Below are 26416 nucleotides of genomic sequence, written 5' to 3' on the forward strand. Positions count from 1 at the left end.
GGACGCATCCCTCGCGTCCCGCCCTCCGGACCGGCTCAGCCCTGGGCCGCGTCCTTCAGCAGGACCGCGAGCGTCCCCTCCACGTCGCTCACCCCGCCGAACGAGATCACGTTGCGCATCGGGATGTCGTCGATCATCGCGGTCATCGCCGGGTCGGAGAACATCGCCCCGGCCGCGCCCAGTCCGGTGACGAAGCCCTCCAGCACCTTCGCGCCCTGCGGGTGCTGCGAGAACTCCCCGTAGGTGGACTGCTCGTCCAGCACCGGCACGACAGCCGGCAGGTCGAGCGTGATCGACGTGGTGTGCCGGATGTCGCGCGAGGAGGCCCCGACCTCGATCAGGTACTCGCCCGGCTCGGCCAGCCAGCCGGTGGGCGCCCAGTAGGCGAACGCCCGCTCGTCCAGCTCCAGCCGCACCCGCCGGGACTCGCCCGCGGCCAGCCGCACCTTGCTGAACGCCCGCAGCTCGTGGGCCGGCCGGTCGACGCCCGCCACCGGGTCGGCCACGTACACCTGCACCACCTCGGCCCCGGCCCGGTCGCCGGTGTTGGTCACGGTGACCTCGACCACCGCGGCCGCGACCTTCGGGTCGGCGACCGTGACGGCCACGTCCGAGAACTCGAAAGTGGTGTAGCCCAGCCCGAAACCGAACGGGAAGGCGACGTCGCGGCCGATCGTGTCGTACCAGCGGTAGCCCACGTAGACGCGCTCGCCGTAGACCACCTTGCGGTCGCTGCCCGGCCAGTTCACGAACGCCGGGGTGTCGGCCAGGCGCAGCGGCAGGGTCTCGGCCAGACGGCCCTCCGGCTCGGCCGCCCCGAACAGGATGTCGGCCGCGGCCAGGCCGCTCGCCTGCCCGCCGAGCCACATCTCCAGCACCGCGGCGGCGTCGGTGATGCCGTCGGCCGACACGACGGCACCGTTGCTGAGCACCACGACGACGCGCTGGTTCGCGGCCAGCAGCGCGGTCAGCAGCCGGGTCTGCACCGGAGCCAGGTCGAGGTGCGAGCGGTCGAAGCCCTCGGACTCCTCGGCGTCGGGCAGTCCCAGGAACGCGACCACGACGTCGGCCTCGGAGGCCGCCTTCACCGCGGCCTCGCGCAGGGCCTCCTCGTTGCTGCCGTCGAAGGTGAAGCCCGGCTCGAACGACACCGCGCGGGTGGTGGTGGCCCGGATCGCGCTCAGCGCGTCGTCCAGCTTGGTCGGGTTGATGTGCGAGCTGCCGGCGCCCTGGTAGCGCGGGGTGCGGGCGAACTCGCCGACGACGGCGATCCGGCCGCCCTCGGCCGGGTCCAGCGGCAGCAGGCCGCCGTCGTTCTTCAGCAGCACCGAACCGGCCGCCGCGGTCCGGCGGGCCAGGGCGTGGTGGGCGTCGGTCAGCTCGGCGACGCTCTTCGGAGCCTGCTCACCCCGCGCGGCGCGCAGCCGCTCGTGCACCGAGACCACCCGTTCGGCGGCCTGGTCGAGCAGCGTCTCGTCCAGCGTCCCCGCCTTCACCGCGGCGACGATCGCGGCCGGGCCGCGATCGCCGGAGGAGGGCATCTCCAGGTCCAGGCCAGCGGCCACGGCGGCGACCGGGTCGACCACGGCGCCCCAGTCCGACACCACGTAGCCGGTGAAACCCCAGTCCCCGCGCAGCACGTCGGTCAGCAGCCAGTGGTTCTGCGACGCGTAGGTGCCGTTGATCTTGTTGTACGAGCACATCACGGTGGCCGGCTGGGCCTGCGTCACGGTGCGCTCGAACGCCGGGAAGTAGATCTCCCGCAGCGAGCGCTCGTCGACCTCCGCGCTCACCCGCATCCGGTCGGTCTCCTGGTTGTTCGCCGCGTAGTGCTTCAGCGAGGCGCCGACGCCCTGCGACTGCACACCCTTCACCCAGGCGGTGCCGAGGGCGCCCGCCAACAGCGGGTCCTCGGAGAAGTACTCGAAGTTGCGGCCGCACAGCGGGGATCGCTTGATGTTGACGCCCGGCCCGAGCAGCACGTCGACGTCCAGGGCCCGCGACTCGGCGCCCAGCGCCTGGCCGACCTCCTCGACCAGCTCCGGGTCCCAGGTGGAGCCGAGGGCGGCCGCGGTCGGGAACGCGGTGGCCGGGTGGCTGGCGTTGAGTCCGAGGTGGTCGGACTCGCCGGCCTGCATCCGCACGCCGTGCGGGCCGTCGGTGAGGGTGGCGGCCGGGATGCCGACGCGGTCGACGGACCGGGTCGTCCAGAACGACGCCCCGGAGACGAGCGACGCCTTCTCCTCGAGCGTCAGCTGGCTGATCAGCGGATGTGTCATCGGATCTCCTCGTTGAGGGCGGTTCGGTGGATGCACCGTAACTGAAATTCGACCACTTGGTCGAGTATCGCTCGGGAGATTCACCCGGTAACGTCACGGCGGTGGGCGGTTCAACGACAGGACGACGCGGGCCGTACGCCGGCACCGCCGCGCGGCGGCGCACCATCCTGGAATCCGCCTTCGAGGTGTTCTCCGAGGCCGGTTACCGCGGCGGCTCCATGCGGGACATCGCCCAGCGCATCGGCATCGCCCACACCACGCTGCTGCACCACTTCTCCTCCAAGAGCGACCTGCTGGCCGGGGTGCTCGAACTGCGCGACGAGCACGACCAGCCCGGCCTGGCCGAGGCCGGCGGCGCCGGCATCCTGCGGCAGCTGGTCGAGGTGGTGCGCCGCAACCAGCGCACGCCCGGTCTGACCGAGCTCTACTGCATCCTGTCCGCCGAGGCCACGGCCCCCGGCCACCCTGCCCACGAGTGGTTCCGAGAGCGCTACGTGCGCACCGTCGGCCACACCCGCGCGGCCCTGGAGCAGATGGCGCAACGCGGCGAGCTGCGCGAGGGCGTCGACCCGGCCCGCGAGGCCCAGCGCATCGTCGCCCTGATGGACGGCCTCCAGGTGCAGTGGCTGCTCGATCGCGACTCCATCGACATGGCCGCCCAGATGCGGGAGTACCTGCGCCGCGTGAGTGTGCCGGAGATCTAGCGATCCGCTTGACGATGTCCGGTTCGCCCAGTTCGCTAGGGGTATGCACGCCTTCCTGCTGCTGGTGCACACCGATCCCGCCCTGTGCGGCCTGCTGACCGGACGGCTGGCCGTCACCGGGCCGGTGTTCGTGCACGTGGACGCCCGCGCCGACGAGGATCCGTTCCGGAAGGCCTGCCCCCAGGCGGTTTTCGTGCAGAACCGGGTGCGGGTTCGGTGGGGCGGCTGGGGGCAGACCGAGGCCACGCTGCGGCTGATCGAGACCGCCCTGACCGAGCCGGAGGTGCGCCGGGTCTCGCTGCTCAGCGGCCAGCACTACCCGATCGTGCCGGACGCGCGGCTGACGCCCGGCCCGCTGACCGACCGGATCGCCGCCCTCCCGGCCCCCGACCCGGCCCGGGGAAAACCGGAGAGCCGTTTCACCGAGCGCTTTCTCGCGGCCGGGCGGCCCGGGTCGGCGAGCGCGGTGCTGGCCGCCGGGATCGGCCGGCGGCTGCCCGCCCTCGACCCGGCCCAGGCCCTGGGCGGGCGCAGGCTGTTCGCCGGGTCGCCGTACTTCTCGCTGACCCGCTCCACCGCCGCCCAGGTGGTGGCGGCCGCCCGCACCGATGCCGCACTGCGCCGCTACTTCCGTGCCGTGGTCTCCTCGGACGAGGCGTTCTTCCACACCGTCGTCGGCAACCTCGACGGCGTGCACCTCGACACCCGCGGCACCACCTACGCCACCTGGTCCGGTGGGCGACATCCGCAGCCGCTGACGCCGGGCGACCTGGAACCGGCCGCCGCCGAGGGCTTTCTCTACGCCCGCAAGTTCAGCTCCGCCGATCAGGCTCTGCTGCACGCGGCGCAGGCGCTGGCCGAATAGACGGCGGGGTGGACCGGACCGCCCCGGCCAGCCTGGGCACGAGTGCCAGTGCCAGCAGCACGCCCAGGTAGAGGCCGTGCGGAACGCTCACCCCGGCGCCGCTGAACGGCCAGAACAGCGACACCGGCGCGGTGCCCAGATCGCGCAGCAGGTGCCCGGTCACGCCGATCGCCGCGCCCGCGGCCAGCCGTGACCACCGGCCCGGCGACAGCACCGCGACGGCCAGCAGCACCACCGGCGTGACCAGGGAGTGCGGGTAGGGGCGGGCGGTGCCGGCGGTGAGCAGGTCGGTGCCCAGCGACATCGGCAGATGGTCCAGATCGATCAGGTTTCCCGAGACCAGGAGCCCCGCGCTGAAATACACTCCGAGGTGGCGCCCCGGAACCGCGGCGGCCACCGCGAGCAGCACCACGACCGAGGTGAGGAAGTGGGCCGGCTCGTCGACGAGGCCGAGCACGAAGTACGACGGGGCACGCCGTAGCAGCACGTCGGCGACGACGACGGCGAGCCAGCAGCACACCGGGAGCCACCACAGACGTCTGTCGGAGAGCATGGGACCAGCCTAATGCAGCCAGCCCGCACCGCCCTGCTGGTTGCCCTTGTCCTGACGCTGGTTTCGTGCGCCTCACCGAAAGCGCCGGTGCCCACGACGAACTGCGTGTACACCGCGCACAGCCTGGAACGGCTGGTCACGTTCGAGCGGAACCTGGGCCGCTCGCTGGACTGCGTGCTGGTGTTCAACGACGCGATGGACAGCTGGGAGGGCATCACCGACCCCTGGTTCATCGGCACGCGCGACCCCGACCACGCCTGGGCGGCCTGGGCCGCGGGGGTGCCCGGCCGCACCCTGGTGATCGGCCAGGGGCTGGTGCCCACCGGCAGCCCGGCCGACTGGCGCGCCCGGGGTGCCCGGGGCGAATACGACCAGCACTTCCGGCTTCTCGGGCAGCGGCTGGTGGCGGCCGGTCTGGGGTCGTCGGTGATCCGGCTCGGGCACGAGGCCAACGGCACCTGGTTCTTCGGCAACATCGGCGACACCGATCAGGACCACCGCGACTGGGCCGCGTACTGGGCCCGGGCGGCGAACATCCTGCACGCCACCCCGGGCGCGAACTTCCGCCTGGACTGGACGGTCAGCTCCGGGCAGAGGGCCGTGCCGCTCGCCTCCTGGTACCCCGGCGACGACGCGGTGGACGTGATCGGCATCGACCAGTACGACACCGCGCCGGAGTGGGTGGGCCAGGAACCGCGGGCCCGCTGGGACTTCCAGCGCACCCAGGCCGGCGGCCCGCAGAGCGTGCTGGCGTTCGCCCGCAGCCGCGGCAAGCCGGTCAGCGTGCCGGAGTGGGGCCCTCTGCCGGACGACCCCTACGGCGGCGGCGACAACACCTACTACGTCACCCGGATGACCAGCCTGTTCGACACCGAGAACGTGGTGTACCAGGGGTTCTGGGACAAGACCGGGAACGGGCGGACGACGGCGTCAGAGCTGGCCCCGCAGGCGTTCGCCGTGTACCGGGACTGGCTGCTGAGCCGGCCCTAGTGTTTCCACGAAACGTCTTTCGACACCGCCCGGGCCGGTACCCCGTGCACCAGGGTGCCCGGGCCGAACCGGCCGGTGACCACGGCCGAGGCCCCGGCCACGCAGTGGTCGCCCAGTTCGGCGCCTTTCAGCACGGTCGCCCCGGTGCCCAGCCAGCAGTGGTCCCCGATGACGACGGGGGCGTGACGCGGCTGCTCCACGCCGTCCTTCAGCAGGGCGTGCACGTCGCTGTCGAGAATCCGCACGCCCCAGGAGATCGCGCAGTCCGCGCCGATCTCCACCCGGTGGTCGCAGTGCACGGTGGCGCCGTCGTTGACGAAGGTGCCCGCCCCCACCGACAGGTGCGCGTCGTAGCCCAGGTGCACCGTGGTGCCGCGCATGAACTGCACCCGCCCGCCGAGCGTCAGCCGCGAGCGCGGGCGCATGCGCAGCACCGCACCGGGCGTGGAGTCGTGGGCCATGCCGATCACCAGCATCCAGCCGGGCGGCCCCTCGACCCGGGCGGTGCGGTGGATCCGGATGCGGCTGCCGCGCCCGGCCAGCACCCGGCCGCGCAGCCGCCACGAGTACCACAGCGACCGGGTCACCGAGACCCGGGCGAGCAGCTCGGTGTAGGCCGACAACGGCAGCGGATAGCGCGCGCCGAGAACAGGTTTCACGTCGTCCCCCCGGCAGGTGCGGTGAAGCGCCGTTCGACGGCGGCGAAGAACACGGTGGCCACCGCGACACCGGCCGCCAGGCCGCCGGCCAGTTCCAGGCCGAGCCGTCCGGTCTCACCCAGGTGCAGCGGCACGACGGCCAGCCGCCACACCGCCTCGACCACCACCGCGTGGGTCAGGTAGAGGCTGTACGAGATCGCGCCGAGGAACAGCAGCACCGGTGTCTCCAGGGCCCGGCGCAGCAGGGCGAACGACCCCTCGGCCATCCGGGCCAGCACGGCGGCGACCGGCGGGCCGAACCACAGCCCGTGCACGGGCGACAGCGGCCCGGCCTGCCCGGCGACCGTGACCACCGTGGCCGCCCCGGCACCCGTGAGAGTGACCAGCGTCAGCCCCTGTTCGCGGGCCCGGCGCTGCGAGGACGTCTCGGCCACCGCCGCCCGGGCACTGATCAGCCCGAGCAGGAACAGCACGGAGAAGGTCGGGTGCAGGTTCCCGGCCCAGGACGTGCCGGGTAGCAGGGTGGCCAGGGAGAGAGCCGTGAGCGCGGCGACCAGCACCGGCAGGCCCCGCTGCGGGAGCAGGAGCACCAGCGGGAACAGGAACAGGTAGATGTGCCACTCCACGGCCAGCGACCAGAACGCGGTGCTGCCCGCCGGCCCGGCCCACCAGAGGTCCTGCACCAGCAGGGCGTGCGACAGCACACCGCCGGGCCGCACCGGCACGGCGCCGTCCCACAGGGTCCCCACCGGCCGCGCCAGCAGCGTGGCCCCGATCCCGGCCGACACGGCCAGCGCCACCCAGTAGGTGGGCACGACCCGCCGGAACCGCCGCCGCAGGAAGTCACCCGGGCCGCCCGGCCAGCGTCCGTCGTGCCGCCACAGGGGCAGGCCCAGCGAGAAGCCGGACACCACGATGAAGATCGCCACGGCGTAGTAGCCCAGCCCGAGCCACGCCGTGGCCAGGGCCGGCCCGGCCAGGTGCTCCCGGGCGTGGGGATAGACGGTGCTCCAGGCGTGCGACAGCACGACGAACGCGGCGGCGCCGCCGCGCAGGCCGTCGAGGAACCGCAGCCGGCCTCCTCGTCGTCCATGGTTGGAAGGGTTTTCGGGTTTCTTGCGGCTGATCAGGTAGTAGGTGACCACGCCGATCGCCACCGACGCGGCCTGCGCCGTCAGCCAGGCCTGCCCCACGGCGACCAGACCAGCGCCACCGCCGGAGGCGTGCGTGGCCGCCCAGCCGCAGAAGCCCAGCACCAGCACGGCGTTGACGGCGTTGAGCAGCAGGAAGCTCCAGGCCCGGCCGAGGGAGTTGACGGCCACGTCGACCAGGTAGTTCAGGCCCGCGACCAGGGCACCCAGCGCCATCCAGCGCAGCGCCACGGTGCCGGCCGCCTCGTACTGCCGGCCGAAGAACCGCAGCAGCAGGTGACTGGCGGCCAGCGTGAACAGCGTGGCCGGGATCATCACCGCGTAGAGGGCGCGCGCGGCTTTGAGAATCGCCGCCCGGCGGTGGTCGGGGCGCGCCGACAGCTCCGCGAACAGGCTCTGCGACATGGTCGCGGGCACCACGTTCAGCAGCCCGGTGAGCTGCATGATCACCCCGAAGAACGCGGCCTCCTCGGCGCCCAGCCGGTGCAGCACGATCAGCGGGGTGACCGTGGAGGGCAGGATGCCGAAGATCATCCCGGCGTGGTTGCCGAGCGAGAACGACCAGATGCCGGTGAGGGAACGGCGGCGCAGCCGGGCCGGGCCGTCCAGCCGGGGGATCAGCATGACCACGGCGATCAGGGTGGACGCGATCATCCCGGCCAGGTTGGCGACGGCCAGGTCGATCACGCTCACCTGCGGAACCAGGAACAGCGCGGCCACTTTCACCAGGCCACCGGGAACGTTCTTGGCCACCAGCAGGTGGGTGGCGCGCAGCGCGACCGGCACGGCGTCGAGGGTGGTACCGACCGCGGTGAGCACCACCGTGGCCACCGCCAGCGCGATGCCCGCGGCGGCGTGGTCGCGGGCCAGCGGCAGGGCCCACGAGCTGGGCAGCAGCACCAGACTCAGCACCAGGGAGCAGGCCGCGGTGACGGCCGTGGCGGTGAGCACCAGGGCGCGGGTTCCGGTGCGCTGCTGGAGGAACCGGATGATGCTGTTCGGCAGCCCCAGGCAGCTGGCGGTGCCGAGCAGCACCGAGGCGGAGATGGTGGACGACAGCAACCCCACCTCGGCGGGCGCGAACCGGCGCACGGCGATCAGCCAGAACACCGAGCCGAGCAGGGTGGCCGCCGCCGTGTTCACCATCAGCATCAGCGAGTTGCGGTAGAAGCTGTCGGTGAGGAACAGTTTCAGGCGGCTCACCGGAGGCGCGGGGGCCGCGGTGGGGGCGGTGGTGACCGGGGGCTCGACGGTCATCTCAGCTCACCCCCGAGGTGGCGGGAACGCCGGTGGGGGAGAGGATCTCACGGTAGAGCGCGGCGGTGCGGCGGGCCGCCTCGGCCCAGGTCGAGTCGGTCCCGGCCGGTCGCCCCCGCTCGCCCATGACCTCCAGATCACGCACGGACGTCGAACAGGCCCGTTCCAGCGCGTCCGCCAGACCGGTCCGCACCGCCGGGTCGTAGCGCAGGCAGGCGTCGCCGGGCACCGACCGCAGGGCCGGGAGGTCGGGCAGCAGCAGGGGTTTCGCGAACGAGCGGGCCAGCACCACGGTGCCCCGGGTGGTGGCGGTGCGGAACGGCAGGGTGAGCAGGTCGGCCGCCACCAGGAGGTCGCCCACCTCGTCGTCCGGCACGAAACCCAGCCGGGCCACGATCTTTCCGGGATGCGCGCGGGCGGCGGAGCGGACGGTCGCCTCCAGGGCCGGGTCGGTGCAGCGGCCGGCGATCACCAGCCGGGTGCCCGCGGTCAGGCCGGGCCGCTCCCGGCACAGCCGGGCCCACGCCGCCACCAGCTCGGGCACCCCCTTGTCCGCGGTGACGGCGCCGAAGAACAGCAGAACCCGTTCGCCGGACGGGATGGCGAGACGTTCCCGGGCCTGCTGCCGGGTGCCCCGGGGGAGGTACCAGCCGGCGTAGTCGCCGTGCGGCGCCACCGTGACCGGCGGCAGGTGCGGGTGCAGCTGCCGCAGCCGGGGCACCACCACCGGGTCGTGCACGATCACCCCGTCGGCGTGGCGCAGCACCAGCGCCCGGGCCTGCCGGTCGTTCCAGAACACCCGGTCGTGCGGCAGCACGTTGTGGGCGGTCCAGACCAGCCGCAGCCCGATCAGCCGGCTCCACCACAGCACCGCCGCGAACCAGCCCTGCATCACCAGCCGGAGCACGGCGAGCCGGCCGGCGTAGGGCAGGGCGAAGTCGAAGACCCAGTGCAGGTGCAGGATCCGGGCGCCGCGCAGCCGGGCCCGCAGCAGGCCGGCCGGCAGCAGCAGCAGGTTCAGCGTCTTCGACGGTGTCGGCATGGCCACGTAGGCCGGCGTCACGTCCTCGTTGCGCAGCTGGGCGTGCAGCAGTTCCTGGTAGGGGTTGGGGTCACGGGGGAACACCGCCACCCTCATGAGGCCAGGCCCACCAGGAAGCCGAGAGCGCCCGCGCCGTAGGTCAGATGATCGGCCATGGTGCGGAACGGGTGTGCCCGGCGGTTGCGCCACAGCGGGATCAGCAGCAGCAGCGGGTAGAACGGGAAGAACAGGGTGAGCGGAAGACCGAGCAGGAACACCGGGTAGGCGGCCAGGATCGGGTCGCGGCGCGGCAGCTGTGACAGCCGGTTCAGGTGCTTGCGGTACAGCCGGGCGCGGCCCGCGCCGTAGTACCAGGCCCGCTTGGTCTGCCGCCGGGTGCCGCCCCAGTCCACCAGCACCAGCGCACCGGCGACCATCAGGATGCGGTGCCCCAGATCCCGGACCCGCCAGCAGAAGTCGATGTCGGACGAGTACGAGAAGGCCTCGTCGAAGCCGCCGACCGCGTCGAACGCCGCCCGGCTGAAGGCCATGTTCAGGGTCGGGGCCTCCTCGATGTAGCCGTCCGAGAACTGCTGCACGTCGTACACACTCGTGCCCCGGCTGGTGTAGGCCCCCACGGTGACCGTCTCGGCGCCCGACCGGATCGGCGTGACCAGGGCGTCGAGCCAGCCGGGGGTGGGCAGGCAGCCGGCGTCGATGAAGACCACGATGTCGCTCTTCGCCGTCCGGACACCGAGGTTGCGCTGTTCGGGGATGGTGACCCGCTTGGCGCCGGTGGGCTCGAAGCGAACCCACGTCACCGCGGGGAACTGCTCCTGGATGTCGTCGAGCACCCCGTCCGAGGAGTCCACCACGACGGTCTCGTGGGTCAGTTCCGTGTCGAGACGCCCCAGCGCGTCGAGGGTCTCGGTGAGACCCCGCTCGTTCTTGCTGATGATGACGATCGAGACAGCGCTCACGAGTAGACCCTCGCCCATCCAGTGTCGAAGACCAGTGGCTTGTAGATGTTCAGGAACGTCGCCGGGAACTCGTAGGTGGACGACATGGTGCTGTCCGGGGTGGTGCCGCGGGCCCGGCCGTCGACGATGTTGCTGGTGGTGGCGAAGACGAATCCACGCGCGTCGATGGTGCCGGGGGTCAGGTCGCCGAACACGCCGGTGTGGTCGGCGTACTCGTTGGCCTGGACGATCAGCGAGCCGTAGCGGTCGGCGAACACCGTGGACCCCTGGAACCGGTGCGCCCGCAGCCACTGCGCGGCGGCGATGTCCTGGTCGGTGGTGGTGAACCGCTCCGCGTACTCCCCGCTGCGCGACAGATTGCCGGGGGAACCGCCCTCCAGCCGCGACCCCAGCGCGGAGGCGTCGAGGAAGACGACGGTCAGCAGGCCGGCCGCGACCAGGCCGGGCACCACCCGGCCGGGACGCAGCGGGATCCGGGCCAGCAGGCTCCGCACCCGGTGCCACAGCCGCGACCCGGCCAGCCCGAGCGGCACCACCAGCAGGGCGCCGGTCTGGAGGGCCAGGCGTTCCGGGTTGTACTGCGACGAGGCCGAGCCGCTCAGCCGGATCATCACGGTGATCGCGAAAACGCCCAGCAGGAGCGCCACCAGGTGGGGGTCGAGGCGCCGGCGCAGCGCCAGCCAGGCCGCCAGCAGACAGCCCACGCCGATGGCCAGGTTGGTGCCCTGCCGGATCAGCAGGGTGGCCAGGTAGCGCGGCCCGGACAGGGCCGGCAGCAGGGCCTCGGCGCCCGGCGCGCTCGACGCCACCGCCGGGAAGCGCTGCTGCGCGGACTCCGGGTAGGACAGCAGCCACGGGTACTTCTGCGCGTAGACCGCGGCCGCCTCGTCGAAGTAGACACGTGGCTCCACGGCCCGGGTCAGGTTGCCCGACAGCCAGCGCTCCGCCAGCGAGCCGCCCTGGTTGGGCAGCACCTGGGCGCCGTCCTCGCTGACGTCCTGGGCGAAGATCAGGATGTTGCGGGTGGACTGGGTGATCCCGAGCGTCCAGGTGGCGCAGACCGCCACGAGCAGCGCGACCACCGGCAGGGTGAGCACCTGCCCGCCCAGCCGTTCGCCCCGCATCAGCCGCAGCACCGCCAGCAGCACCTGGCCCAGCACCATGGCGGCCAGCGCCACGTAGGCGGTGGAGTAGTGGCTGACCACCAGGCCCGCCCCGAGCACCACTACCAGCACCTGGCTGCCGCGCCGGTGGGCCGGGCCGGGGCCCTGCGGGCCGAACGCCGCCAGCAGCAGCCCGGCGAACAGCAGCAGCCCGATCTCCTGCCGGGCCAGCGCGGGCATCTGGCTGGCGAAACTGCCGCTCAGGAACACCAGTCCGGTGGCGGTGACCGCGGCCAGGGGCGACAGCCAGCGGCGCGCGAACTCCAGGATCGCCACCGGGTAGAGCGCGAACAGCATCGGCACCACGAGCTTGAACACGGTGAGCCCGGACAGTCCGGTGACCTGGGTGAGCAGCGTCGGCAGCGCGTTGATGCTGAGCATCGCCATGTAGGAGTCGCCGTCCAGCGGCGACCAGCGCAGGGCGTCGGAGGTCTGGGTGAAGGTGGCGTACTCCTGCTGGATGTCATAGCCGTACAGGCCCGCCGAGCGCAGCGAGAACGACCACAGCAGGGTCAGGGCCACACAGTAGACGGCGAGGGCGACGCCGTCCTGGGGGCCGTCCGTGCGTGAGCGCAGCAGCACCCACAGCAGCACCGCCCCGGCCGCCACCAGGCAGGCCAGGATGCCGAGGGCGCTGCCGCCGGCCTGGAGCACCTCCACCGAGGCGGCGGTCGCGACCGGCAGCAGGGCCAGCGCCCAGAACCCGCGCACCCGTTGCGGAAGCGTGGGCGTGAGCGGGTTGCCGCGCAGCACGGCGACGCCGGCCAGCAGGGCGGTGAGCGCGTCGACGCCCAGCACCATCGGCCAGGTGGACAGCGGCCTGGTCTCGCCGGCCGCCGGGGCCAGCACCTGCACCAGCAGGATGACGGCGTACAGACCGCTCAGGCTCGCGCCCACGGTGAGCACCAGCCGCCGGGCGGCGCCGGAGGGTTCCAGCCCCAGCGCCTTGAGCAGCAGGGTGCCGGGCACCAGGAGCAGGTAGAGCGTGGCGAAGAGGGTGGCCGTGCCGTTGTGCCGGCCCAGCACCGCGAGGTGGAACAGGGGGACGACGAACAGCAACCAGGCACCCCCGGCCCCGTGCCGGTTCCCGACGCTCGTCCGGGGAGGGGCCTGTGCGGCGGGCTCTTTCACGGCGAGCTCATCCACAGCTCGGCCCACCCGCGGACTTCCACTCCCGGCCGCCGTGCCACAGCACCGGGTAGCCGACGCTGGGTGAGCGCTCGTCCGGGCCGTCCAGCGTCACGGTGATGACGTTGCGGCGGCGGCAGTGGTCGAGCCGCAGTGCCACCGGTACCTCCGCGGCGGCGCCGCCGGCCAGTTCCAGCTCGCCGCCGCGGATCACGGCGGGCGCGTCGTCGCCGGTGGTGACGCTGACCGTCCAGGTGTAGGTCTTGGTCTCCTCGCCCTCGTTGGTGGCGACGAAGGTGAAGGCGGTGCGGCCGTCGGGCCGGACGGTGTCGTCCAGGTCGTTCGCCTCCTTGAGGGCCAGAGTGCTGAACGACGCCGCCCGGGGCAGCACGTGGGCGTCCGCCATCGCGTCGTGGACCGGAGGCAGCTGGAGCAGCGTGGGGATCGCGAGAACCAGTGCGGCCAGGGCGATCACGGCGGCCCGGCCGGTGCTCCGACCGGTGGTACGGCGGGCCTGATCGGCCTGATCGGCCTGACCGTCCGGTGGGGCCGGGCTGACCGGGCCGGCCGGGTCGTGGGCGCTCTGCTGGGCCGGGATGTGCCGGTTCATGCGGGTTCTCCCGGCTCCGGCAGCCCGGCGCGGTGTCCTTCCCACCAGCCCAGGTTGCTCGCGCCCTCCTGCATCACCTGGAGGTACGGGTACAGCAACAGGGCCGGGTCGCGCTCGGCCACGGCCCGGCGTGCCCAGCGGGAGAACAGCAGCTGCGGTGCGAGCACGGCCAGTGCCAGGGCGGTTCTCGGGAGGCGGGGCAGCAGCAGCGCCAGGGCGAGCACGCCGATCGGGGCCGGGTACACGGTGGCCGGGATGCCCGGGTGCTTGTGGTGCATGCGGGCGTTGCCGCGCCCGTACGCCCGGCTGCGGCGCAGGGTGTCGCCCAGGCCCGGCTCGAAGTGGTGCAGCACCCGGGCCTGCGGCAGGAACAGCAGGCCCGCGCCCTCACCGACCACCAGGCGGCGGCACAGGTCCTCCTCCTCGCCGCCGAACCGGAACCGCTCGTCGAAACCGCCCGCCGCCTCCAGCGTGACGCGGCGGAAGGCCATGCCCGCCCCCGCAACCGACGCCACGCGGCGTTCCCCGGTGGGGACGTCGGTGGCACCCGAGCGCAGCAGGTACTGGACCAGCCGGTGACCGAACGAGTCACTGCTCAGCAGGGCCAGTTCCAGCGGGGCGAGCGGGTTGTTGCGGGCCAGGTAGCGCTGCACGAAGGTGGACGTGTCCGCGGCCTCGACCGCACCGCCGAAGCCGGCGCAGTCCGGGTGCCGGCGGGCGGCGGCCACCAGGCAGGCGGTCCAGTCCGGCGCCGGGTGGCAGTCGTCGTCCGTGAACGCCACCAGGTCGGACGTGGCCGCGCGCCAGCCGGTGTTGCGGGCCGCCGCCAGGCCGCGGTTGGTGGCGTGCCGCACCACCCGCGCGCCCTCCTTCTCGGCGATGGCGGCGGTGTCGTCGGTGGAACCGTCGTCCACCACCACGATCTCGACGCCGGGCTGGATCTGCTCGCGCAGGGCCCGCACGGTGCGCCCGATGCCCTGCTCGCCGTTGAGACTGCACACCACCACGCTGATGACGGGAGTCACGGGTGTACCTCCGCCGTGGTGTCGTGGGCCGCCGAAGTGGTTGCTGACGGTGATGATTCGGCTGCCACTGGGTCGGCCGGCGCCGGGCCGGCTGCTGTTGCGCCGGCTGCCGCCGGGCTGCCTGCCTCCGGTCGCAGCGCCGCCACGAGATCCGCGGCGGAACCGCTGCCGGCCAGGTCGGCGTAGGCGGCCACGGCCCGGGCCCGCAGCCCGGCCGGGTCGGCCAGCGCCGCGGCCAGGTCACCGGCGAAGCCGGCGGGGGCGAGCGAGCCGATCATCGGCAGCCGGTCGCCGAACAGGTCTTCCAGGCCTCCGGTGCGGGTGGCGAGAACCGGTGTGCCGGCGGCGATCGCGAGGTTGGCGACCCCGCTCTGCTCGGTGCGGGTGTAGGGCAGCAGCAGCACGTCGGCCAGCTCCAGCCAGGCGGCGATCTCGCCGTCCGGCACCCGGCCGGTGAAGATCACCCGGCCGTGTAGGTCGTGCTCGTCGACCAGGGCGTGCAGCGAGGCCAGGTAGGCCCGGTCGGCGGCCTCGAACCGGGTGAAACCCGATGGCCGGGGCCGCACCTCACCGGCCACCACCAGGGCGGCCGGGGCGGCGTCACCCGGCTGGCCGGTCTCCTGACCGACCAGCACCGCGAACGCCTCGATCGCCTCGGCGATGCCCTTCTCGGCGTTCACGTAGCCGAACAGCAACGCCACCCGCCGGCCGTGCAGCCCGTGCCGGGCGCGCAGCCGGTCGGCGGTGGTGGTGGCGGTGGGCAGCGGGTACACCGGGTGCGGGCGCACCAGCACCCGCGGCCGCAGCCCGGCCGGGAGCCCCTGCGCCGCGGCGTCGGTGTGCACGTGCAGCCGGTGCGCCAGGCGGGAGACCAGCGCGTAGTAGACCCGGCCGGGCGGCCCGAGCCGCTCCACGTCGCGGGTGACCTCGTGATGGGTGATGACGACCCGCACACCGCGCAGCCGCAGCACGGCGACCAGCGGCCAGATCAGCGCCAGATGCGGCCCGTAGGTGGCGATCGCGTGCTGAACGTGCACCACGTCGGGCTTCCAGGCCAGCGCCCCACGCAGCGTGCGCAGCCAGCGCCGGGGCGAGAACGAGACCAGGCCGACGTGCGCCAGCGACTCGGTGGTGGGGGCCAGGGTGAGGGCGCCGACCTCGTCACCGTGGTCGCGGTAGGCCCGCACCAGCTTGGCCGAGTAGTCGCCGATGCCGTCGCGGCGGGGCGGGAGGGGCGACACGATCAGGGTTCTCATGCCCGGTACACCTCCACGACCGCGGCGGCCAGCGTGTCCCACTCGTACGCCGCGGCGCTGCGCCGGGCCGCTGCGCCGAGCCGGTCCCGGTGTTCCAGGGCCCGCAGCAGCGCCGCCGCCAGCGAGTCCGCCGTGGCCTGGCACAGCTCGCCGTTGACCCCCGGCTCGATCAGCTCGCGGGCGAAGTTGTCCGGGTGGTCGGTGGTGACGACGGGGCAGCCGCAGGCCAGGGCCTCCAGCGCGACCATGCCGAAACCCTCACGCACGCTGGGGAAGGCCAGCACCGAGGCCGAGCTGAGCGCGGCGAGCAGGTCGGCCCGTTCCGGGATCGACCCCGGGAAGCCGACTTTCGCGCTCAGCCCGAGCTCCGCCGCCTGGGTCCTGAGCCGTTCCTCCTCCGGCCCCTGCCCGACCACCAGAGCGGTCAGGTCGTGACCCTGCTCGCGCAGCCGGGCCATCGCGTCGAGCAGCAGGTGGCCGTTCTTGTGCCGCAGCAGGCGGCCGACGAAGAGCAGGTCGACCGGCTCGCGGGCCGGGCCGGCGGCGGCGATCTCCTTGGGGTCGATGCCGTTCGGCACCACGGTCAGGTTCACCGGGCGGCGCGGGCCGGCGGCCTCGCGGATGCGTTCGGCAGTGCCCTGTGACGCCGCCACGATGCGGTCGGGCAGCCGGATGGCCAGAGCCTCCAGGAAGGCGGCGAGATATCCCTTCCGGCCGAGGTACTGCACCCAGTAGTCGCGGCCCCAGAACTCGTGCCAGGTGACCACGTACGGCTTGCGCCGCAGCGTGGCGACCAGTCGCAGCGGGAACACCTGGAGGAACGGGATGACGTCGGCCTCCAGCACGTCGAAGCGCCGGAACAGCATGCGCAGCGTCATCACCGAGAACACCAGGGCCTGGCGGATGGAACGCCGGTCGCCCGCGTAGAGCGGCACGTACGGGCTGATCGCGTGGTAGGTGATGCCTTCCCGGACGACCGGGCCGTCGCCGCGCCACCAGTTCATCGTGTAGACGTCGACGTGAATGCCGAGTTCGGCTGTGCGGCGCAGGAGTTCGTGGTAGCGCATCTCCTTTCCGCCCTTGTTCCAGGGGTACACGGCATCGGAGACCACGGCCAGGCGAAGGCCTGCCGGCTCAGTCATGGAGTTCACCGTTCATGAAGCGGGCGGACAGTGCCCGGGTGGCGCCGGGCAGTGAGGACGGGGCCGGAACTCAGGCGGTGCTGGCGATGTCGCCGTGCACGTGGCCCTGTTCGGGGTCGGCCAGACGGGGCTTGCGGCCGTTCGCCCGGGGCAGCTCGGTGGCCGGCGTGATCGTCTCGACCAGCGGATGGCCGCAGCTGAGACAGTGCCCGGTGGGTGCGTTCTCGCCCGTGAGAACCATTTTCGGGTCGGTGGTGAAGAACCGGACGCGGGCGAGCACGGTGAGGCACCGCACGCCGTCCTTCCAGTTGATCTTCTTGCCCTCGACGTGGGAGCGCGCGTAGTAGGCCACCGGCACCTCGAACGGCCGGTACCCGGCGCGCAGCACGTTCGCGGTGATCTCGGTGTCGAGACCGAAACGGGCCTCGGTGAGCCGGAACTGGCGCAGCAGGTCGGTGGGGACCAGCTTGAGGCAGGTGTGGATGTCGGTGACCGCGCTGTCGAAGAGGATGTTCGCGGCCAGCGTGGTGGCCCGGTTCCCCATCTTGTAGCGGAACGAGTGGTAGACCGTGTTCAGCCCGAAAAGCCTGGTGCCGTAGACCACGTCGCTCTGCCCGGCGATCACCGGCTCGAGCAGGCGGCTGATGTCGTGCGCCGAGTACTCCTGGTCGGCGTCGAACGGCAGGAGGTGGGTGCCCGTCGCCGCGGCCAGCCCGGTCATCAGGGCCGCACCCTTACCCATGTTGCGCGGGTGGGTGAACACTTTCAGCCGCGGGTCGTCGATGTGCGCGATGCGCGCTGTGGTCCCGTCGGCGCTGCCGTCGTCCACGACGATCAGCTCGATCGGGCACGGGTACGAAGCCTCGAGCACGTGAGTGACTGCGGCCTCGATGGTTTCGCCTTCGTTGAAGGCGGCCATCACGATGCTCAGCACGATGTCGTCGCGCACGGCCCGGGCCGGCCTGCTGCGTTTCACCCGGTGCAGTTCGGTGAGGTCCTTGCCTGGGTCCGTGAGCACAGCGGTCCTCCGGAAGTGGCGGGGAAGGTGTGGCGGGGAAAGGGTGGCCCACCCACATCGCTGAGCCTCAATGAACATAGCCGCTTGTTAAGACCATGTCCGGCGAATCCGACATTAGCTCACCAAATGGTCTGCTGCTACGCGATTGGTGCAAACGCCGGGTTGTTAACTGGCGTGTCGCGTGGGGCGTTCCCGGATGCGCACTTAGACCGGCAGCCTGCGAGCTGCGGGTCGGCAGGGCGATCGTGGCGGAAACCCCTGCGAAATCTGGGAACCGTGCAGCATGGGTGCAGCTATGACACCGCCAGTTCACGCAGGAGGTCCCAGCGCACCCGGGGGCGCCTGAGGCCGCGCCGGGCCAGGTAGGCCCGGGCCGCGCGCCGCCGGGCGCGCAGAACCGCGACCTGCTCGCGCGGGGTGTTGCCGGGCATCGGCTCGACCACCCGCTCGGGTGTCAGCAGCCAGCTGCCCGCCGTGTTGGCCGTCAGGGTGCCGCGGATCAGCGCGTTCATCAGGCCGGCCAGGTTCTCGTCGTGCCGGTGCACCAGCAGGCTCGCCGGGCCCGCCGCCACCGTGACGCCCTCGGGAATCTCGACGGTGAAGCCGCCGCTGGTGGGAACCGCGTGGGTGCGGGCCAGCACCGGCGTCCCGTCCGCGTCGCAGGCGCCCAGGACCGCCGTCGGCGTGCGGGCCAGCTCTGCCGCACCGGGCGCCTCCGACTCCACCGTGGCCGGGGCGCTGGTCAGGTTCATGGCCGGCAGGGTGATCACCTCGGTGGGGGTGACGCTGATCAGCAGCCGCAGGTAGTACCAGTCCATCAGCCAGGTCATCGGCGGCCGCAGGTGGGCCCGGTTGCCGGGCCGCCGGTGGAACAGCATCCTCCAGTACGGCTCCAGGCCCTCGGGCGACGACACGATCTCGTCCGGGCACGCCGCCGTGCCGCGCACCAGGATCTGCGGGGGGCTGTCGAGGCCGCTGCCGGTCGGGTCGGAGAACAGCATCGCCACCCGGCCGTCGCGCCGCACGTTGAAAGCCTTCTGCGGGAACGCGATCGAGGTGGTCACCAGCAGGGTGCCGTCCGGGCGGCGCAGGGGGGCGGCCGGCCAGGTGAGAGGCGTGCCGTCCTTGGCCAGGGTGGTGAACTCGCACACCCGGTAGGCGTCGAGGACGGCGGCGAGCCCGGGCTCGATGGTGTTCACGACGACGTTCTAGCAGGTATGTCCGTGATGCCGGGTAAACATTGCGAGACGTCTGCCCGCCCGCACAATGCAACAGTGCTTATATAAGTGCTGTTACATTGTGCGGATGACGGAGAACGAGGACCTGGCGCAGCACAGTCGCTGGCGGCCCCTGCGCGTGCTGCTGGACGGGATGGACAGCGAGATCACCCGGATCTACGCGGAGTCCGACCTGGAAGGGCTGCGGCCCAGCTGGGTACCGGAGCTGCTGCGGCTGCACGCCCGTGGCCCGATGACGATCGCCGAGCTGGCCCAGTCGCTGGAACGCACGCACTCGGCGTGCAGCCAGAAGGTGGCCGCACTGCGCTCGGCCGGACTGGTGCGCACCACGCCCGGGCCGGACGCGCGCAGCAAGCTGGTCCGGCTCACCCCGAGGGCCCAGCGGCTGGCCGGCCGGCTCCAGGCCGAGTGGCGGGCCACCGAGGCCGCGGTCGCCGAGCTGGAGCAGGAGGTGCCGTACCCGCTCGGCCAGGTGGTCGAAGACCTGCGTCAGGCGCTGGAACGCAAGAGTTTTCACGACCGGATCGCCGAAAGGCTGGCGCAGGACCCGGCATGGGGCTGAGCGGTGCGCTGCTCGACCTGACCCCGCTGCGCTCCGCTCCGGTCTTCCGCCGGCTGTGGGCCGGGCAGAGCGTGTCGATGCTGGGGAACGAGATCGCCGTGGTCGCGGTGATGTATCAGGTCTGGCAGCTCACCCACAGCCCGGCCTGGACCGGCGCGACCGGCCTGGCCCGGGCCGTGCCGGTGATCGCGTTCGGTCTGTTCGGCGGTTCTCTCGCCGACCGCGGCGACCGGCGCCGCACCTACCTGACCGCCCTCACCGGCCAGGTCTGCTGCGCGCTTCTCCTCGCCGCGCAGGCCTTCTCGCCGGGTTCCCCGGTGCTGCTCGTGCTCGGCCTGCTCACCGTCCAGTCCACGTTCGGTGCCCTGGGCGGCGCCGTGTCGCGCACCTTCGTGCCCCGCCTGCTGGAGCCCGGGCAGGTCGCCGCGGGCCTGGCTCTCCACCGGATCAGCTTCCAGGCCGCATTGCTGGCCGGGCCCGCGCTCGGCGGTCTGCTGCTGGCCGTGGCCGGTGCCGGTGGCTGTCATCTGCTGCGAGGTCTCGCGCTGGCAGCGGCTTTTCACGGTGCGGCCGGCCTGCCCCCGATGTTGCCGCGCGGTGAGGCGCCCCGGCCCGGTCTGGCCGGGACGCTGGAGGGCCTGAACTTTCTGGTGCGGTACCGGCCGGTGCGCGCGGCCCTGCTCACCGACCTCGCGGCCACCACGCTGGCCATGCCGATCAGCCTGTTCCCGGCCCTGAACGCCGAGCGGTTCGGCGGTGACCCGCGCACCCTGGGCCTCTTCCTCAGCGCGATCGGGGCCGGCGGGGTGGTCGCCTCGGCCCTGTCGGGTACCTTCACCCGCTCGGCCCGGCCGGGGCGGGTGATGGTGGCGGGAGCCGCCACCTGGGCCCTGGCCCTGACCGGCCTGGGACTGACCACCAACGCCTGGGCCGGTCTGGCCTGCCTGGTGGTGGCCGGGGCCGCCGACACCGTCTCGGTCGTCGCCCGCGGCACCGTGATCCAGCTCGGCACCCCCGACCACCTGCTCGGCCGGGTCGGCGCGGCCGAGCTGATGGTCGGTGCCGCCGGGCCGCACCTCGGGGATCTGCGGGCAGGCCTGGTGGCCACGGCCACCGGCCCGGCCTTCGCCCTGGTCAGCGGAGGGCTGGCGAGTCTGCTGGCGGTGGGGGCGGTTGCGGCGTCGGCCCGCCGGAACTGAAGGACGACGTCAGCCGTGCGGCACCTCCTCGTGCGCGGGGGCGTGCCCGAGCGCCCCGGCCAGAGTGATCGGGCTGCCGGGGCACTCGGCGGGCAGCATCGCCGTGCACGTCCCCGTCGCCGACGCGGTGTTCGTCGGCGACGGGCTCACCACCCGGCCCGTGCTCACCGGCGAGCACGGGCCCGCGCCCGCCCCGTTCACCGACGATCCGGGGCAGGCCCTGGCGTCGCTGGAACGGCTGAGCGGGATCGAGGCGAGATGGGTGCTGCCGGGGCACGGCACCCCGTGGAGCGTGGGAGTGCCGGAGGCTGTGCGGCGGGTGAGGGTCAGTGCTGAAGCCGGCTGAGGTCCAGGTCGCGCGGCACCCATCGCCACACCACCACGGCGGCGGCCAGGGTGATCGCGGCGCCGGTGACGCCGACCACGGCGAAGGCGTCGGTGTAGGCGGCGCTCGCGGTGCCCGCCAGGCTGGTGCCGGCTGCCCCGGCCACGGATTCGGTGACGGCGTCCGGGGCCCCGTCCGGCAGGCCGGCCCGGTAGACCATCCCGGCCAGGCTGCCGAGCACGGCCACGCCGAGCACGGCGCCGATGTCGTACGACATCTCCTCGATCGCGGCGGCCGACCCGCTCTGGTGCGCGGGGGCCCGGCCCATCAGCAACGCCGATCCGAGCCCCAGGGCCGAACTGCCCAGCCCCACGAGCAGCAGCATCACCGACACCCCGGCATAGGGCATCGGGCGCGGCAGCACGAAGAGCATCGCGACACCCACGGAGGTGAGCAGCAGGCAGCCCGACAGCACGGTGCGCACGCCGAACCGGGCCGCCGCGGCCGGGGCGAACGGCGAGCAGACCAGGCCGCCCAGCGCCAGGGGCAGCAGCGCCGCCCCGGCCACCAACGGCGACATGCCCTGAACCAGTTGCAGCCACTGCGAGGCGACCAGCAGCAGCGCGATCACCACCGTGTTGTGGGCCAGCGCCACCAGCGACCCGGCCCGGAACACCCGGTCGCCGAACAGGCCGACGGCCAGCATCGGCTCCGGCTGGCGCAGGCAGCGCCGCACGAACACACCCATCAGCAGCAGCCCGGCCAGCAGCACCGCGACCGCGGGCAGGTCGAGGCCGTGCTTGCCCAGCTGCTTGATCGCATAGGTGATCGCGACCATCCCGCCCACCGACAGCACCACCCCGGTGGCGTCGATCCGGCCCGGGCGATCGGAACGGCTCTCCGGCAGCAGCAGCACACCGCCGATCCCGGCGGCCACCATCAGCGGCACGTTGACCAAGAAGGCCGAGTGCCAGCTGAACACCTCCAGCAGACCCCCGGCCACGACCGGGCCGACGGCCGCACCGAGCGAGGCGGTGGCGCCCCAGATGCTCAGGGCCAGAGCACGTTCCGCCGGATCGGGGAACAGCGCCCGGATCAGCGACAGGGTGGTGGGCATGATCATCGCCCCGCCCACGCCGAGCACCAGCCGCAGGGCGATCACGGTGACGGGGGAGTCGGCCAGCAGCACGAGCGTCGACGCGACCCCGAACACGGTGAAGCCGGTGAGCAGCATGCGCCGTCGTCCCCACCGATCGGCCAGCGCGGCGAACGGCACCAGCAGCCCGGCCAGCACCACCGGGTAGGCGTCGACGATCCACAACTGGGCCACGGCCCCCGGCCGCAGGTCGGCGATCAGATCGGGCATGGCCACATTGAGCACGGTCATGTCCATGACCACGACGATCAGGCTGGCGGCGAGCACCACGAGCCCGCCCCACCGGCGCCACGAGCGGTCCGAGGCGTGAACCGTGTCGGGCCGGGTGATCTGGGCGGTCATCGGGCTGCCGTCCCGTCGAAGTAGGTGGAGATGACGAACTCGTCCAGGTCGTGGCGGGCCACCCGGCCGCTGGTCGTGGCGTCGCGGGCGGCCACCAGCACCCCGTACACGGCGAAGGACAGCCAGCGCGGCGGCAGGTCGGCCCGCAGCACACCCGCGCGCTGACCGGCGGCGAGCAGTGCGCTCTCCCGCTCGGCCAGTTCCTCGGTGCGCTCGACCAGGTCGGGAGCGGTGCGCAGGTAGGGGTCGATCAGGGCGAAGCCGAACTCGTCGTAGTCGGCCAGATAACGGCGCAGCAGCTCGCGCAGGCACTCGCGGATGCGATCGGGATCGCCGGACTCGATGACGCCGGGCAGATCGGCGTCGGTCATGCTCTGCTCCCAGCGGTTCAGGGAACGGGTGCCGAGCTCGTGCAGCAGCTCGTCGCGGCTGGAGAAGTAGCGGTGCAGCGTGGCCCGCCCGACCCCGGCCGCGCCGGCCATGTCGGTCATCGAGGCTCGCGGATCGGTGTTCAGGCGGCGCAGCGCCGCAGCCAGGATCGCGTCCCGGGAGTTCATCAGGTGCTCGGCTTTCTGTTGGACTGAGACTCGACTGTCTCATATGAGACAGCTATGTCTCAATCCGCCGATGGCCGGGCGGCCCACCACGGCATCCGGCGGCGCTCGCCGGGAGCGGCTAACATGGCTTCAGGTGTGCCGGGAAGTCTGGTCGGCGATCCACTTGGTGACCCCAAAAGCAGCCGACCAGAAAGATTTTCGCCGATGTCCACGCCTGGCACGCCCCCCACGCCGTCCTCGAACCAGCTCTTCCGCCGGGGTTCCTGGCCGGAGACCCGGCGCATCGCCGAGGTGCTGCGCCAAGAGACGGTGGGCGGCGCGCTCCTGCTGCTGGGCACCGTCGTCGCCCTGGTCTGGGCCAACTCGCCGTGGTCGCACGGCTATACCGGACTACGTGACACGGTCGTCGGCCCGCACGCGCTCCACCTGGACCTGACGCTCGGCCAGTGGGCCGCCGACGGCCTGCTGGCCGTGTTCTTCTTCGTGGCCGGGCTGGAGCTCAAGCGGGAGTTCGTCGCGGGCGACCTCCGCGATCCGCGCCGGGCCCTGGTGCCGGTGGTCGCGGCGGTCGGCGGCATGGTGCTGCCCGCCCTGCTGTTCGTGCTGGTCAACCTGTCCACCGGCGACGGCGCGCTGCGCGGCTGGGCGGTGCCGACAGCCACCGACATCGCCTTCGCCGTGGCCGTGCTGGCCGTGGTCGGCACCCACCTGCCCGCCGCCCTGCGCACGTTCCTGCTCACCCTGGCGGTGGTGGACGACCTGCTCGCCATCGTCGTCATCGCGCTCTTCTACAGCAGTGACCTGGCGTTCCTGCCGCTGCTCGGATCACTGGCGGCGGTCGGCGTCTTCGGCCTGCTGGTGCAGCGGCGGGTGCGCAGCGGCTGGCTGCTCGTGCCGCTGGCCGTGCTGGCCTGGGCCCTGATGCACGCCTCCGGCATCCACGCCACGGTCGCCGGAGTCCTGCTCGGCTTCACCGTCCCGGTGCTGCGCTCGCAGGCGGCCGGGGGCCCCGACGCGGGTCCGGGCCTGGCCGAGCATCTCGAGCACCTGTGGCGTCCGGTCTCGGCGGGGGTGGCCGTGCCGGTGTTCGCGTTCTTCTCCGCCGGCGTCGCCGTCGGTGGCCTGAGTGGGTTCGGTGAGTCCCTGCGCGACCGGGTGGCCGTCGGGATCGTCGTCGCCCTGGTCGTCGGCAAGACCCTGGGCATCCTCGGCGCCACCGCCCTGGTCTCCCGGTTCACCCAGGCGCAGCTCGACCGGAGCCTGTCCTGGTGGGACGTTCTCGGCGCCTGCATGCTGGGCGGCATCGGCTTCACCGTCTCGCTGCTGATCGGCGAGCTGGCGTTCGGCGCGGGCAGCGAGCGCGACGAGCACGTGAAGGTCGCGGTGCTCACCGGCTCGGTGCTGGCGGCGGTGCTGGCCTCGATCGTGCTGCGTCTGCGCAACCGCACCTACCGGCGTCTGGACGAGCTGGAGCGGGCCGACGCCGACGGCGACGGGGTGCCCGACGTGTTCGAGCCCGGCCACCCGTCCGAGCCCGGCCACCCGTGACCCCGCCCGCCGCCGGTCCGGCCACGAAGCGGGACCCAGGTCCCTTCCCCGTCCGGACCGGCCGGTGCCAGCGTGGCCGTGACGGAGGAGGTGCGGCATGCAGGCCGACACGGGTGACTGGCTGGTCGTCGAGACCGGGCGACCGGGGAAACCGGGGCGCGAGCGCCGCTACGGGCAGATCGTCGACATTCTCGGCCCGGACGGCTCGCCCCCCTACGTGGTCTCCTGGATCGACGGCGAGTACTCGCCGATGTTCCTGCCCGGCACCGGAACCCGGGTGCTGCGCACCGGGGCCTGACCAGGTCAGCGGGGCGGTTCCAGGCAGGTCACCGTTCCGTCGCTCTCCTCCAGGTAGCCGTCGGCGTCCTGCGGGCAGTCGTCCTGCGAGGCGGCCTTCTCGCCGCTGACGTAGTCGTGGTCGTCCCAGCAGGGCACCTCGACCACCGGCGCGCCGTCGGCGTCCGCGTCGCCGTCGTCGGCCCAGCAGACGTCCGAGGCGGTGTACCCGGCCGGCAGCTCGGGATCGGGGGCCAGCACCACGAGGGCCGCGAAACCGGCCACCAGCAGCAGCACCACGGCCAGCCCGCCGGCCACCAGCCCGATGACGAGCTTGCGGTGGCCGCGCCTGCGGGCATGGACGGCCTCGCCGGACGGTACCCAGAACGGCCAGTCCGGCGGAGCCGGCGGCCACTCCGGGTCGGGCTTCCAGCCGGGCGGTGGGGTCCAGCCGGCCGGAGGCTGGGGCCAGTTGGGCGGGGGATTGAAGCGCACGCTGAATCCTGTGTTCTTCATGGGGTTCCTGTCCGGTGAATGCCCGAATCGTGATTTTTGTGGACGACGAATCACCGCCCATCACCGCCGGGCGCCGGCAAGCGCCGATATAGACCCTTTGTGGACGACGCGGCCCGTCCCGCCCTCACCCGGTGCGGAGGATGACCGTGTGCCCGCGGAAGAGCTCAGGTTTCAGTGGCAGGACGCCGTTCTGGCCGGTGACCACGAGAGCGAGCTCGCGCTCGCCCGCCGGATGCTGGCGAACACCCCCGACGACCCCCGGGTACGGATGAGCGAGTGCTCGGCCCTGGCCGCCCTCGGCAGGCCCGGCGAGGCCCGGGCGGTGGCCGGACGGTTCCCGGCACCCGAGCGTGACGTCCTGCTCGCCGCAGTCGAGAACGCCGGGGTGCAGTACTCGCGGGCCCTCGAACTGTGCCCGGGCCACGACGAGGTGCCGGGCGGGTGGCGCCTCAGGGCGCTGGGGGCGGCGGCCCTGCGCACCCTCAAGCCGTGGATCATGACCCCGGAAGCGCAGACCGAGGCAGATCTGCGGGCACGACTGGACGAGATGCTCGCTGCCCTGGCCCGGGGGCATCTCGGCGAGTTGCCGCGCTGCCCGCCCGAGCCGGCCGTCCGCCGGCTGGCCGGGGCGGGGCTGTCCGCCCTGCGGCTGGTGGCCACGACGTTCCTGCCCGCCGTCCTGGTCGTCACGTACCGGCTGGCCGGTCTGGAGGAGAGCATCGCCCCGGTCCCGGCACTGGTCGACGTGATCACCCTGGCCGTCTGGCCCACCCTGAGCCTGCTGGTACGGCTGGACCCGGAGTTCCTCAAGAACATCGGCGTCACCCGCCAGCTGAGCGCCGACCTGTTGCCGCGCAGCGGTTCCGGGGCGGCGGGCAGCGGAACCTCGGGCTGAT

At 72.8% G+C, this 26416-nt stretch carries 24 protein-coding genes and 1 pseudogene; 9 read left to right on the forward strand and 16 right to left on the reverse strand.

Translation table 11 applies throughout. The features are described 5' to 3' along the window. Positions 1 to 35: 35 nt before the first annotated feature. Positions 36 to 2279: a glycoside hydrolase family 3 C-terminal domain-containing protein gene (locus KIH74_RS24035; protein WP_214158391.1), complete on the reverse strand. Its 2244-nt coding sequence runs from the start codon at positions 2277 to 2279 to the stop codon at positions 36 to 38. A gap of 101 nt (positions 2280 to 2380) precedes the next feature. Here KIH74_RS24035 and KIH74_RS24040 point away from each other — a divergent pair, with 101 nt between their 5' ends. Both KIH74_RS24040 and KIH74_RS24045 read left to right on the forward strand, forming a co-directional pair. After that, positions 2381 to 2983: a TetR/AcrR family transcriptional regulator gene (locus KIH74_RS24040; protein WP_214158392.1), complete on the forward strand. Its 603-nt coding sequence runs from the start codon at positions 2381 to 2383 to the stop codon at positions 2981 to 2983. A 43-nt stretch (positions 2984 to 3026) separates the two neighbouring features. Beyond that, positions 3027 to 3848, forward strand: coding sequence for a beta-1,6-N-acetylglucosaminyltransferase (locus tag KIH74_RS24045; RefSeq protein ID WP_214158393.1), 822 nt, complete (start codon positions 3027 to 3029; stop codon positions 3846 to 3848). Here KIH74_RS24045 and KIH74_RS24050 read toward each other — a convergent pair. Beyond that, a complete protein-coding gene (locus KIH74_RS24050) occupies positions 3796 to 4401 on the reverse strand; it encodes a metal-dependent hydrolase (RefSeq protein ID WP_214158394.1) in 606 nt (201 codons plus the stop codon). The two genes, KIH74_RS24045 and KIH74_RS24050, sit on opposite strands and share 53 nt — an antisense overlap. A gap of 87 nt (positions 4402 to 4488) precedes the next feature. On the opposite strand from KIH74_RS24050, the gene KIH74_RS24055 reads away from it, so the two are divergent. After that, positions 4489 to 5391 carry a glycoside hydrolase family 26 protein gene (locus tag KIH74_RS24055; RefSeq protein WP_214158395.1) on the forward strand — a complete coding sequence of 301 codons (903 nt, stop codon included), beginning with the start codon at positions 4489 to 4491 and terminating at the stop codon, positions 5389 to 5391. Here KIH74_RS24055 and KIH74_RS38870 read toward each other — a convergent pair. From KIH74_RS38870 to KIH74_RS24110, 11 genes are all read right to left on the reverse strand, one after another. Further along, a complete protein-coding gene (locus tag KIH74_RS38870) occupies positions 5388 to 6050 on the reverse strand; it encodes an acyltransferase (protein WP_214158396.1) in 663 nt (220 codons plus the stop codon). The genes KIH74_RS24055 and KIH74_RS38870 overlap by 4 nt on opposite strands. Then, on the reverse strand, positions 6047 to 8458 hold the full coding sequence (locus tag KIH74_RS24065) for an acyltransferase family protein (protein WP_214158397.1): 2412 nt from the start codon (positions 8456 to 8458) through the stop codon (positions 6047 to 6049). Before KIH74_RS24065 ends, KIH74_RS38870 begins: the two co-directional genes overlap by 4 nt. Position 8459: 1 nt before the next feature. Next, complete coding sequence (locus KIH74_RS24070; protein ID WP_214158398.1) at positions 8460 to 9584, reverse strand: glycosyltransferase family 4 protein; 1125 nt, start codon at positions 9582 to 9584, stop codon at positions 8460 to 8462. An 8-nt stretch (positions 9585 to 9592) separates the two neighbouring features. After that, complete coding sequence (locus KIH74_RS24075) at positions 9593 to 10459, reverse strand: glycosyltransferase family 2 protein (protein ID WP_214158399.1); 867 nt, start codon at positions 10457 to 10459, stop codon at positions 9593 to 9595. Continuing rightward, the gene (locus tag KIH74_RS24080) at positions 10456 to 12753 is read right to left on the reverse strand and encodes a DUF2206 domain-containing protein (protein WP_214158400.1); all 2298 of its coding nucleotides are present in this window, start codon (positions 12751 to 12753) and stop codon (positions 10456 to 10458) included. The genes KIH74_RS24075 and KIH74_RS24080 overlap by 4 nt, the downstream gene beginning before the upstream one ends. Positions 12754 to 12760: 7 nt before the next feature. Further along, positions 12761 to 13360 carry a hypothetical protein gene (locus KIH74_RS24085; protein WP_214158401.1) on the reverse strand — a complete coding sequence of 200 codons (600 nt, stop codon included), beginning with the start codon at positions 13358 to 13360 and terminating at the stop codon, positions 12761 to 12763. Next, on the reverse strand, positions 13357 to 14385 hold the full coding sequence (locus tag KIH74_RS24090) for a glycosyltransferase family 2 protein (protein WP_214158402.1): 1029 nt from the start codon (positions 14383 to 14385) through the stop codon (positions 13357 to 13359). Before KIH74_RS24090 ends, KIH74_RS24085 begins: the two co-directional genes overlap by 4 nt. Next, positions 14382 to 15641, reverse strand: coding sequence for a glycosyltransferase (locus tag KIH74_RS24095; RefSeq protein WP_214158403.1), 1260 nt, complete (start codon positions 15639 to 15641; stop codon positions 14382 to 14384). The genes KIH74_RS24090 and KIH74_RS24095 overlap by 4 nt, the downstream gene beginning before the upstream one ends. Then, positions 15638 to 16783 carry a glycosyltransferase family 4 protein gene (locus KIH74_RS24100; RefSeq protein ID WP_214158404.1) on the reverse strand — a complete coding sequence of 382 codons (1146 nt, stop codon included), beginning with the start codon at positions 16781 to 16783 and terminating at the stop codon, positions 15638 to 15640. The genes KIH74_RS24095 and KIH74_RS24100 overlap by 4 nt, the downstream gene beginning before the upstream one ends. Positions 16784 to 16853: 70 nt before the next feature. Continuing rightward, positions 16854 to 17801, reverse strand: a complete 948-nt coding sequence (locus tag KIH74_RS24105; protein ID WP_214158405.1) for a glycosyltransferase family 2 protein — start codon at positions 17799 to 17801, stop codon at positions 16854 to 16856. A gap of 293 nt (positions 17802 to 18094) precedes the next feature. After that, a complete protein-coding gene (locus KIH74_RS24110) occupies positions 18095 to 19000 on the reverse strand; it encodes a pyridoxamine 5'-phosphate oxidase family protein (RefSeq protein WP_214158406.1) in 906 nt (301 codons plus the stop codon). Positions 19001 to 19106: 106 nt separating this feature from the next. Between KIH74_RS24110 and KIH74_RS24115 the strand changes: the two genes are divergently transcribed. The 3 genes and pseudogenes from KIH74_RS24115 to KIH74_RS24125 all read left to right on the forward strand — a co-directional run. Then, positions 19107 to 19601 (forward strand): MarR family winged helix-turn-helix transcriptional regulator, encoded by a 495-nt coding sequence (locus tag KIH74_RS24115; RefSeq protein WP_214158407.1) that lies wholly within the window; start codon positions 19107 to 19109, stop codon positions 19599 to 19601. Further along, positions 19592 to 20800 carry an MFS transporter gene (locus KIH74_RS24120; RefSeq protein ID WP_214158408.1) on the forward strand — a complete coding sequence of 403 codons (1209 nt, stop codon included), beginning with the start codon at positions 19592 to 19594 and terminating at the stop codon, positions 20798 to 20800. Before KIH74_RS24115 ends, KIH74_RS24120 begins: the two co-directional genes overlap by 10 nt. Positions 20801 to 20846: 46 nt before the next feature. After that, a pseudogene (locus tag KIH74_RS24125) lies at positions 20847 to 21146 on the forward strand (MBL fold metallo-hydrolase); the annotation flags it as partial. On the opposite strand, the gene KIH74_RS24130 reads toward KIH74_RS24125, so the two are convergent. Further along, positions 21127 to 22623 carry an MFS transporter gene (locus tag KIH74_RS24130; protein WP_214158410.1) on the reverse strand — a complete coding sequence of 499 codons (1497 nt, stop codon included), beginning with the start codon at positions 22621 to 22623 and terminating at the stop codon, positions 21127 to 21129. The pseudogene KIH74_RS24125 and the gene KIH74_RS24130 sit on opposite strands and share 20 nt — an antisense overlap. Beyond that, on the reverse strand, positions 22620 to 23180 hold the full coding sequence (locus KIH74_RS24135; RefSeq protein WP_214158411.1) for a TetR/AcrR family transcriptional regulator: 561 nt from the start codon (positions 23178 to 23180) through the stop codon (positions 22620 to 22622). The genes KIH74_RS24130 and KIH74_RS24135 overlap by 4 nt, the downstream gene beginning before the upstream one ends. A 204-nt stretch (positions 23181 to 23384) precedes the next feature. Here KIH74_RS24135 and nhaA point away from each other — a divergent pair, with 204 nt between their 5' ends. Both nhaA and KIH74_RS24145 read left to right on the forward strand, forming a co-directional pair. Next, positions 23385 to 24728 (forward strand): Na+/H+ antiporter NhaA, encoded by a 1344-nt coding sequence (nhaA, locus tag KIH74_RS24140; RefSeq protein WP_246572961.1) that lies wholly within the window; start codon positions 23385 to 23387, stop codon positions 24726 to 24728. A 97-nt stretch (positions 24729 to 24825) separates the two neighbouring features. After that, the gene (locus tag KIH74_RS24145; protein WP_214158413.1) at positions 24826 to 25026 is read left to right on the forward strand and encodes a DUF1918 domain-containing protein; all 201 of its coding nucleotides are present in this window, start codon (positions 24826 to 24828) and stop codon (positions 25024 to 25026) included. 5 nt (positions 25027 to 25031) lie between these two features. Here KIH74_RS24145 and KIH74_RS24150 read toward each other — a convergent pair whose 3' ends face one another. Further along, a complete protein-coding gene (locus KIH74_RS24150; protein WP_214158414.1) occupies positions 25032 to 25520 on the reverse strand; it encodes a hypothetical protein in 489 nt (162 codons plus the stop codon). Between the two features lie 148 nt (positions 25521 to 25668). Between KIH74_RS24150 and KIH74_RS24155 the strand changes: the two genes are divergently transcribed. After that, positions 25669 to 26415, forward strand: coding sequence for a hypothetical protein (locus KIH74_RS24155; protein WP_214158415.1), 747 nt, complete (start codon positions 25669 to 25671; stop codon positions 26413 to 26415). Position 26416 lies beyond the last annotated feature (1 nt).

The organism is Kineosporia corallincola (assembly GCF_018499875.1).
In the GTDB taxonomy this organism is placed as follows: Bacteria; Actinomycetota; Actinomycetes; order Actinomycetales; family Kineosporiaceae; genus Kineosporia; species Kineosporia corallincola.

Bases quoted from the DNA above. Each gene is read 5' to 3' on its own strand.
- KIH74_RS24130 (WP_214158410.1), bottom strand. From the start codon at position 22,623: ATGACCGCCCAGATCACCCGGCCCGACACGGTTCACGCCTCGGACCGC.
- KIH74_RS24050 (WP_214158394.1), bottom strand. From the start codon at position 4,401: ATGCTCTCCGACAGACGTCTGTGGTGGCTCCCGGTGTGCTGCTGGCTC.
- KIH74_RS24135 (WP_214158411.1), bottom strand. From the start codon at position 23,180: ATGAACTCCCGGGACGCGATCCTGGCTGCGGCGCTGCGCCGCCTGAAC.
- KIH74_RS24120 (WP_214158408.1), top strand. From the start codon at position 19,592: ATGGGGCTGAGCGGTGCGCTGCTCGACCTGACCCCGCTGCGCTCCGCT.
- KIH74_RS24065 (WP_214158397.1), bottom strand. From the start codon at position 8,458: ATGACCGTCGAGCCCCCGGTCACCACCGCCCCCACCGCGGCCCCCGCG.
- KIH74_RS24035 (WP_214158391.1), bottom strand. From the start codon at position 2,279: ATGACACATCCGCTGATCAGCCAGCTGACGCTCGAGGAGAAGGCGTCG.
- KIH74_RS24115 (WP_214158407.1), top strand. From the start codon at position 19,107: ATGACGGAGAACGAGGACCTGGCGCAGCACAGTCGCTGGCGGCCCCTG.
- KIH74_RS24150 (WP_214158414.1), bottom strand. From the start codon at position 25,520: ATGAAGAACACAGGATTCAGCGTGCGCTTCAATCCCCCGCCCAACTGG.
- KIH74_RS24100 (WP_214158404.1), bottom strand. From the start codon at position 16,783: ATGACTGAGCCGGCAGGCCTTCGCCTGGCCGTGGTCTCCGATGCCGTG.
- KIH74_RS24045 (WP_214158393.1), top strand. From the start codon at position 3,027: ATGCACGCCTTCCTGCTGCTGGTGCACACCGATCCCGCCCTGTGCGGC.
- nhaA (WP_246572961.1), top strand. From the start codon at position 23,385: ATGTCCACGCCTGGCACGCCCCCCACGCCGTCCTCGAACCAGCTCTTC.
- KIH74_RS24085 (WP_214158401.1), bottom strand. From the start codon at position 13,360: ATGAACCGGCACATCCCGGCCCAGCAGAGCGCCCACGACCCGGCCGGC.
- KIH74_RS24145 (WP_214158413.1), top strand. From the start codon at position 24,826: ATGCAGGCCGACACGGGTGACTGGCTGGTCGTCGAGACCGGGCGACCG.
- KIH74_RS24095 (WP_214158403.1), bottom strand. From the start codon at position 15,641: ATGAGAACCCTGATCGTGTCGCCCCTCCCGCCCCGCCGCGACGGCATC.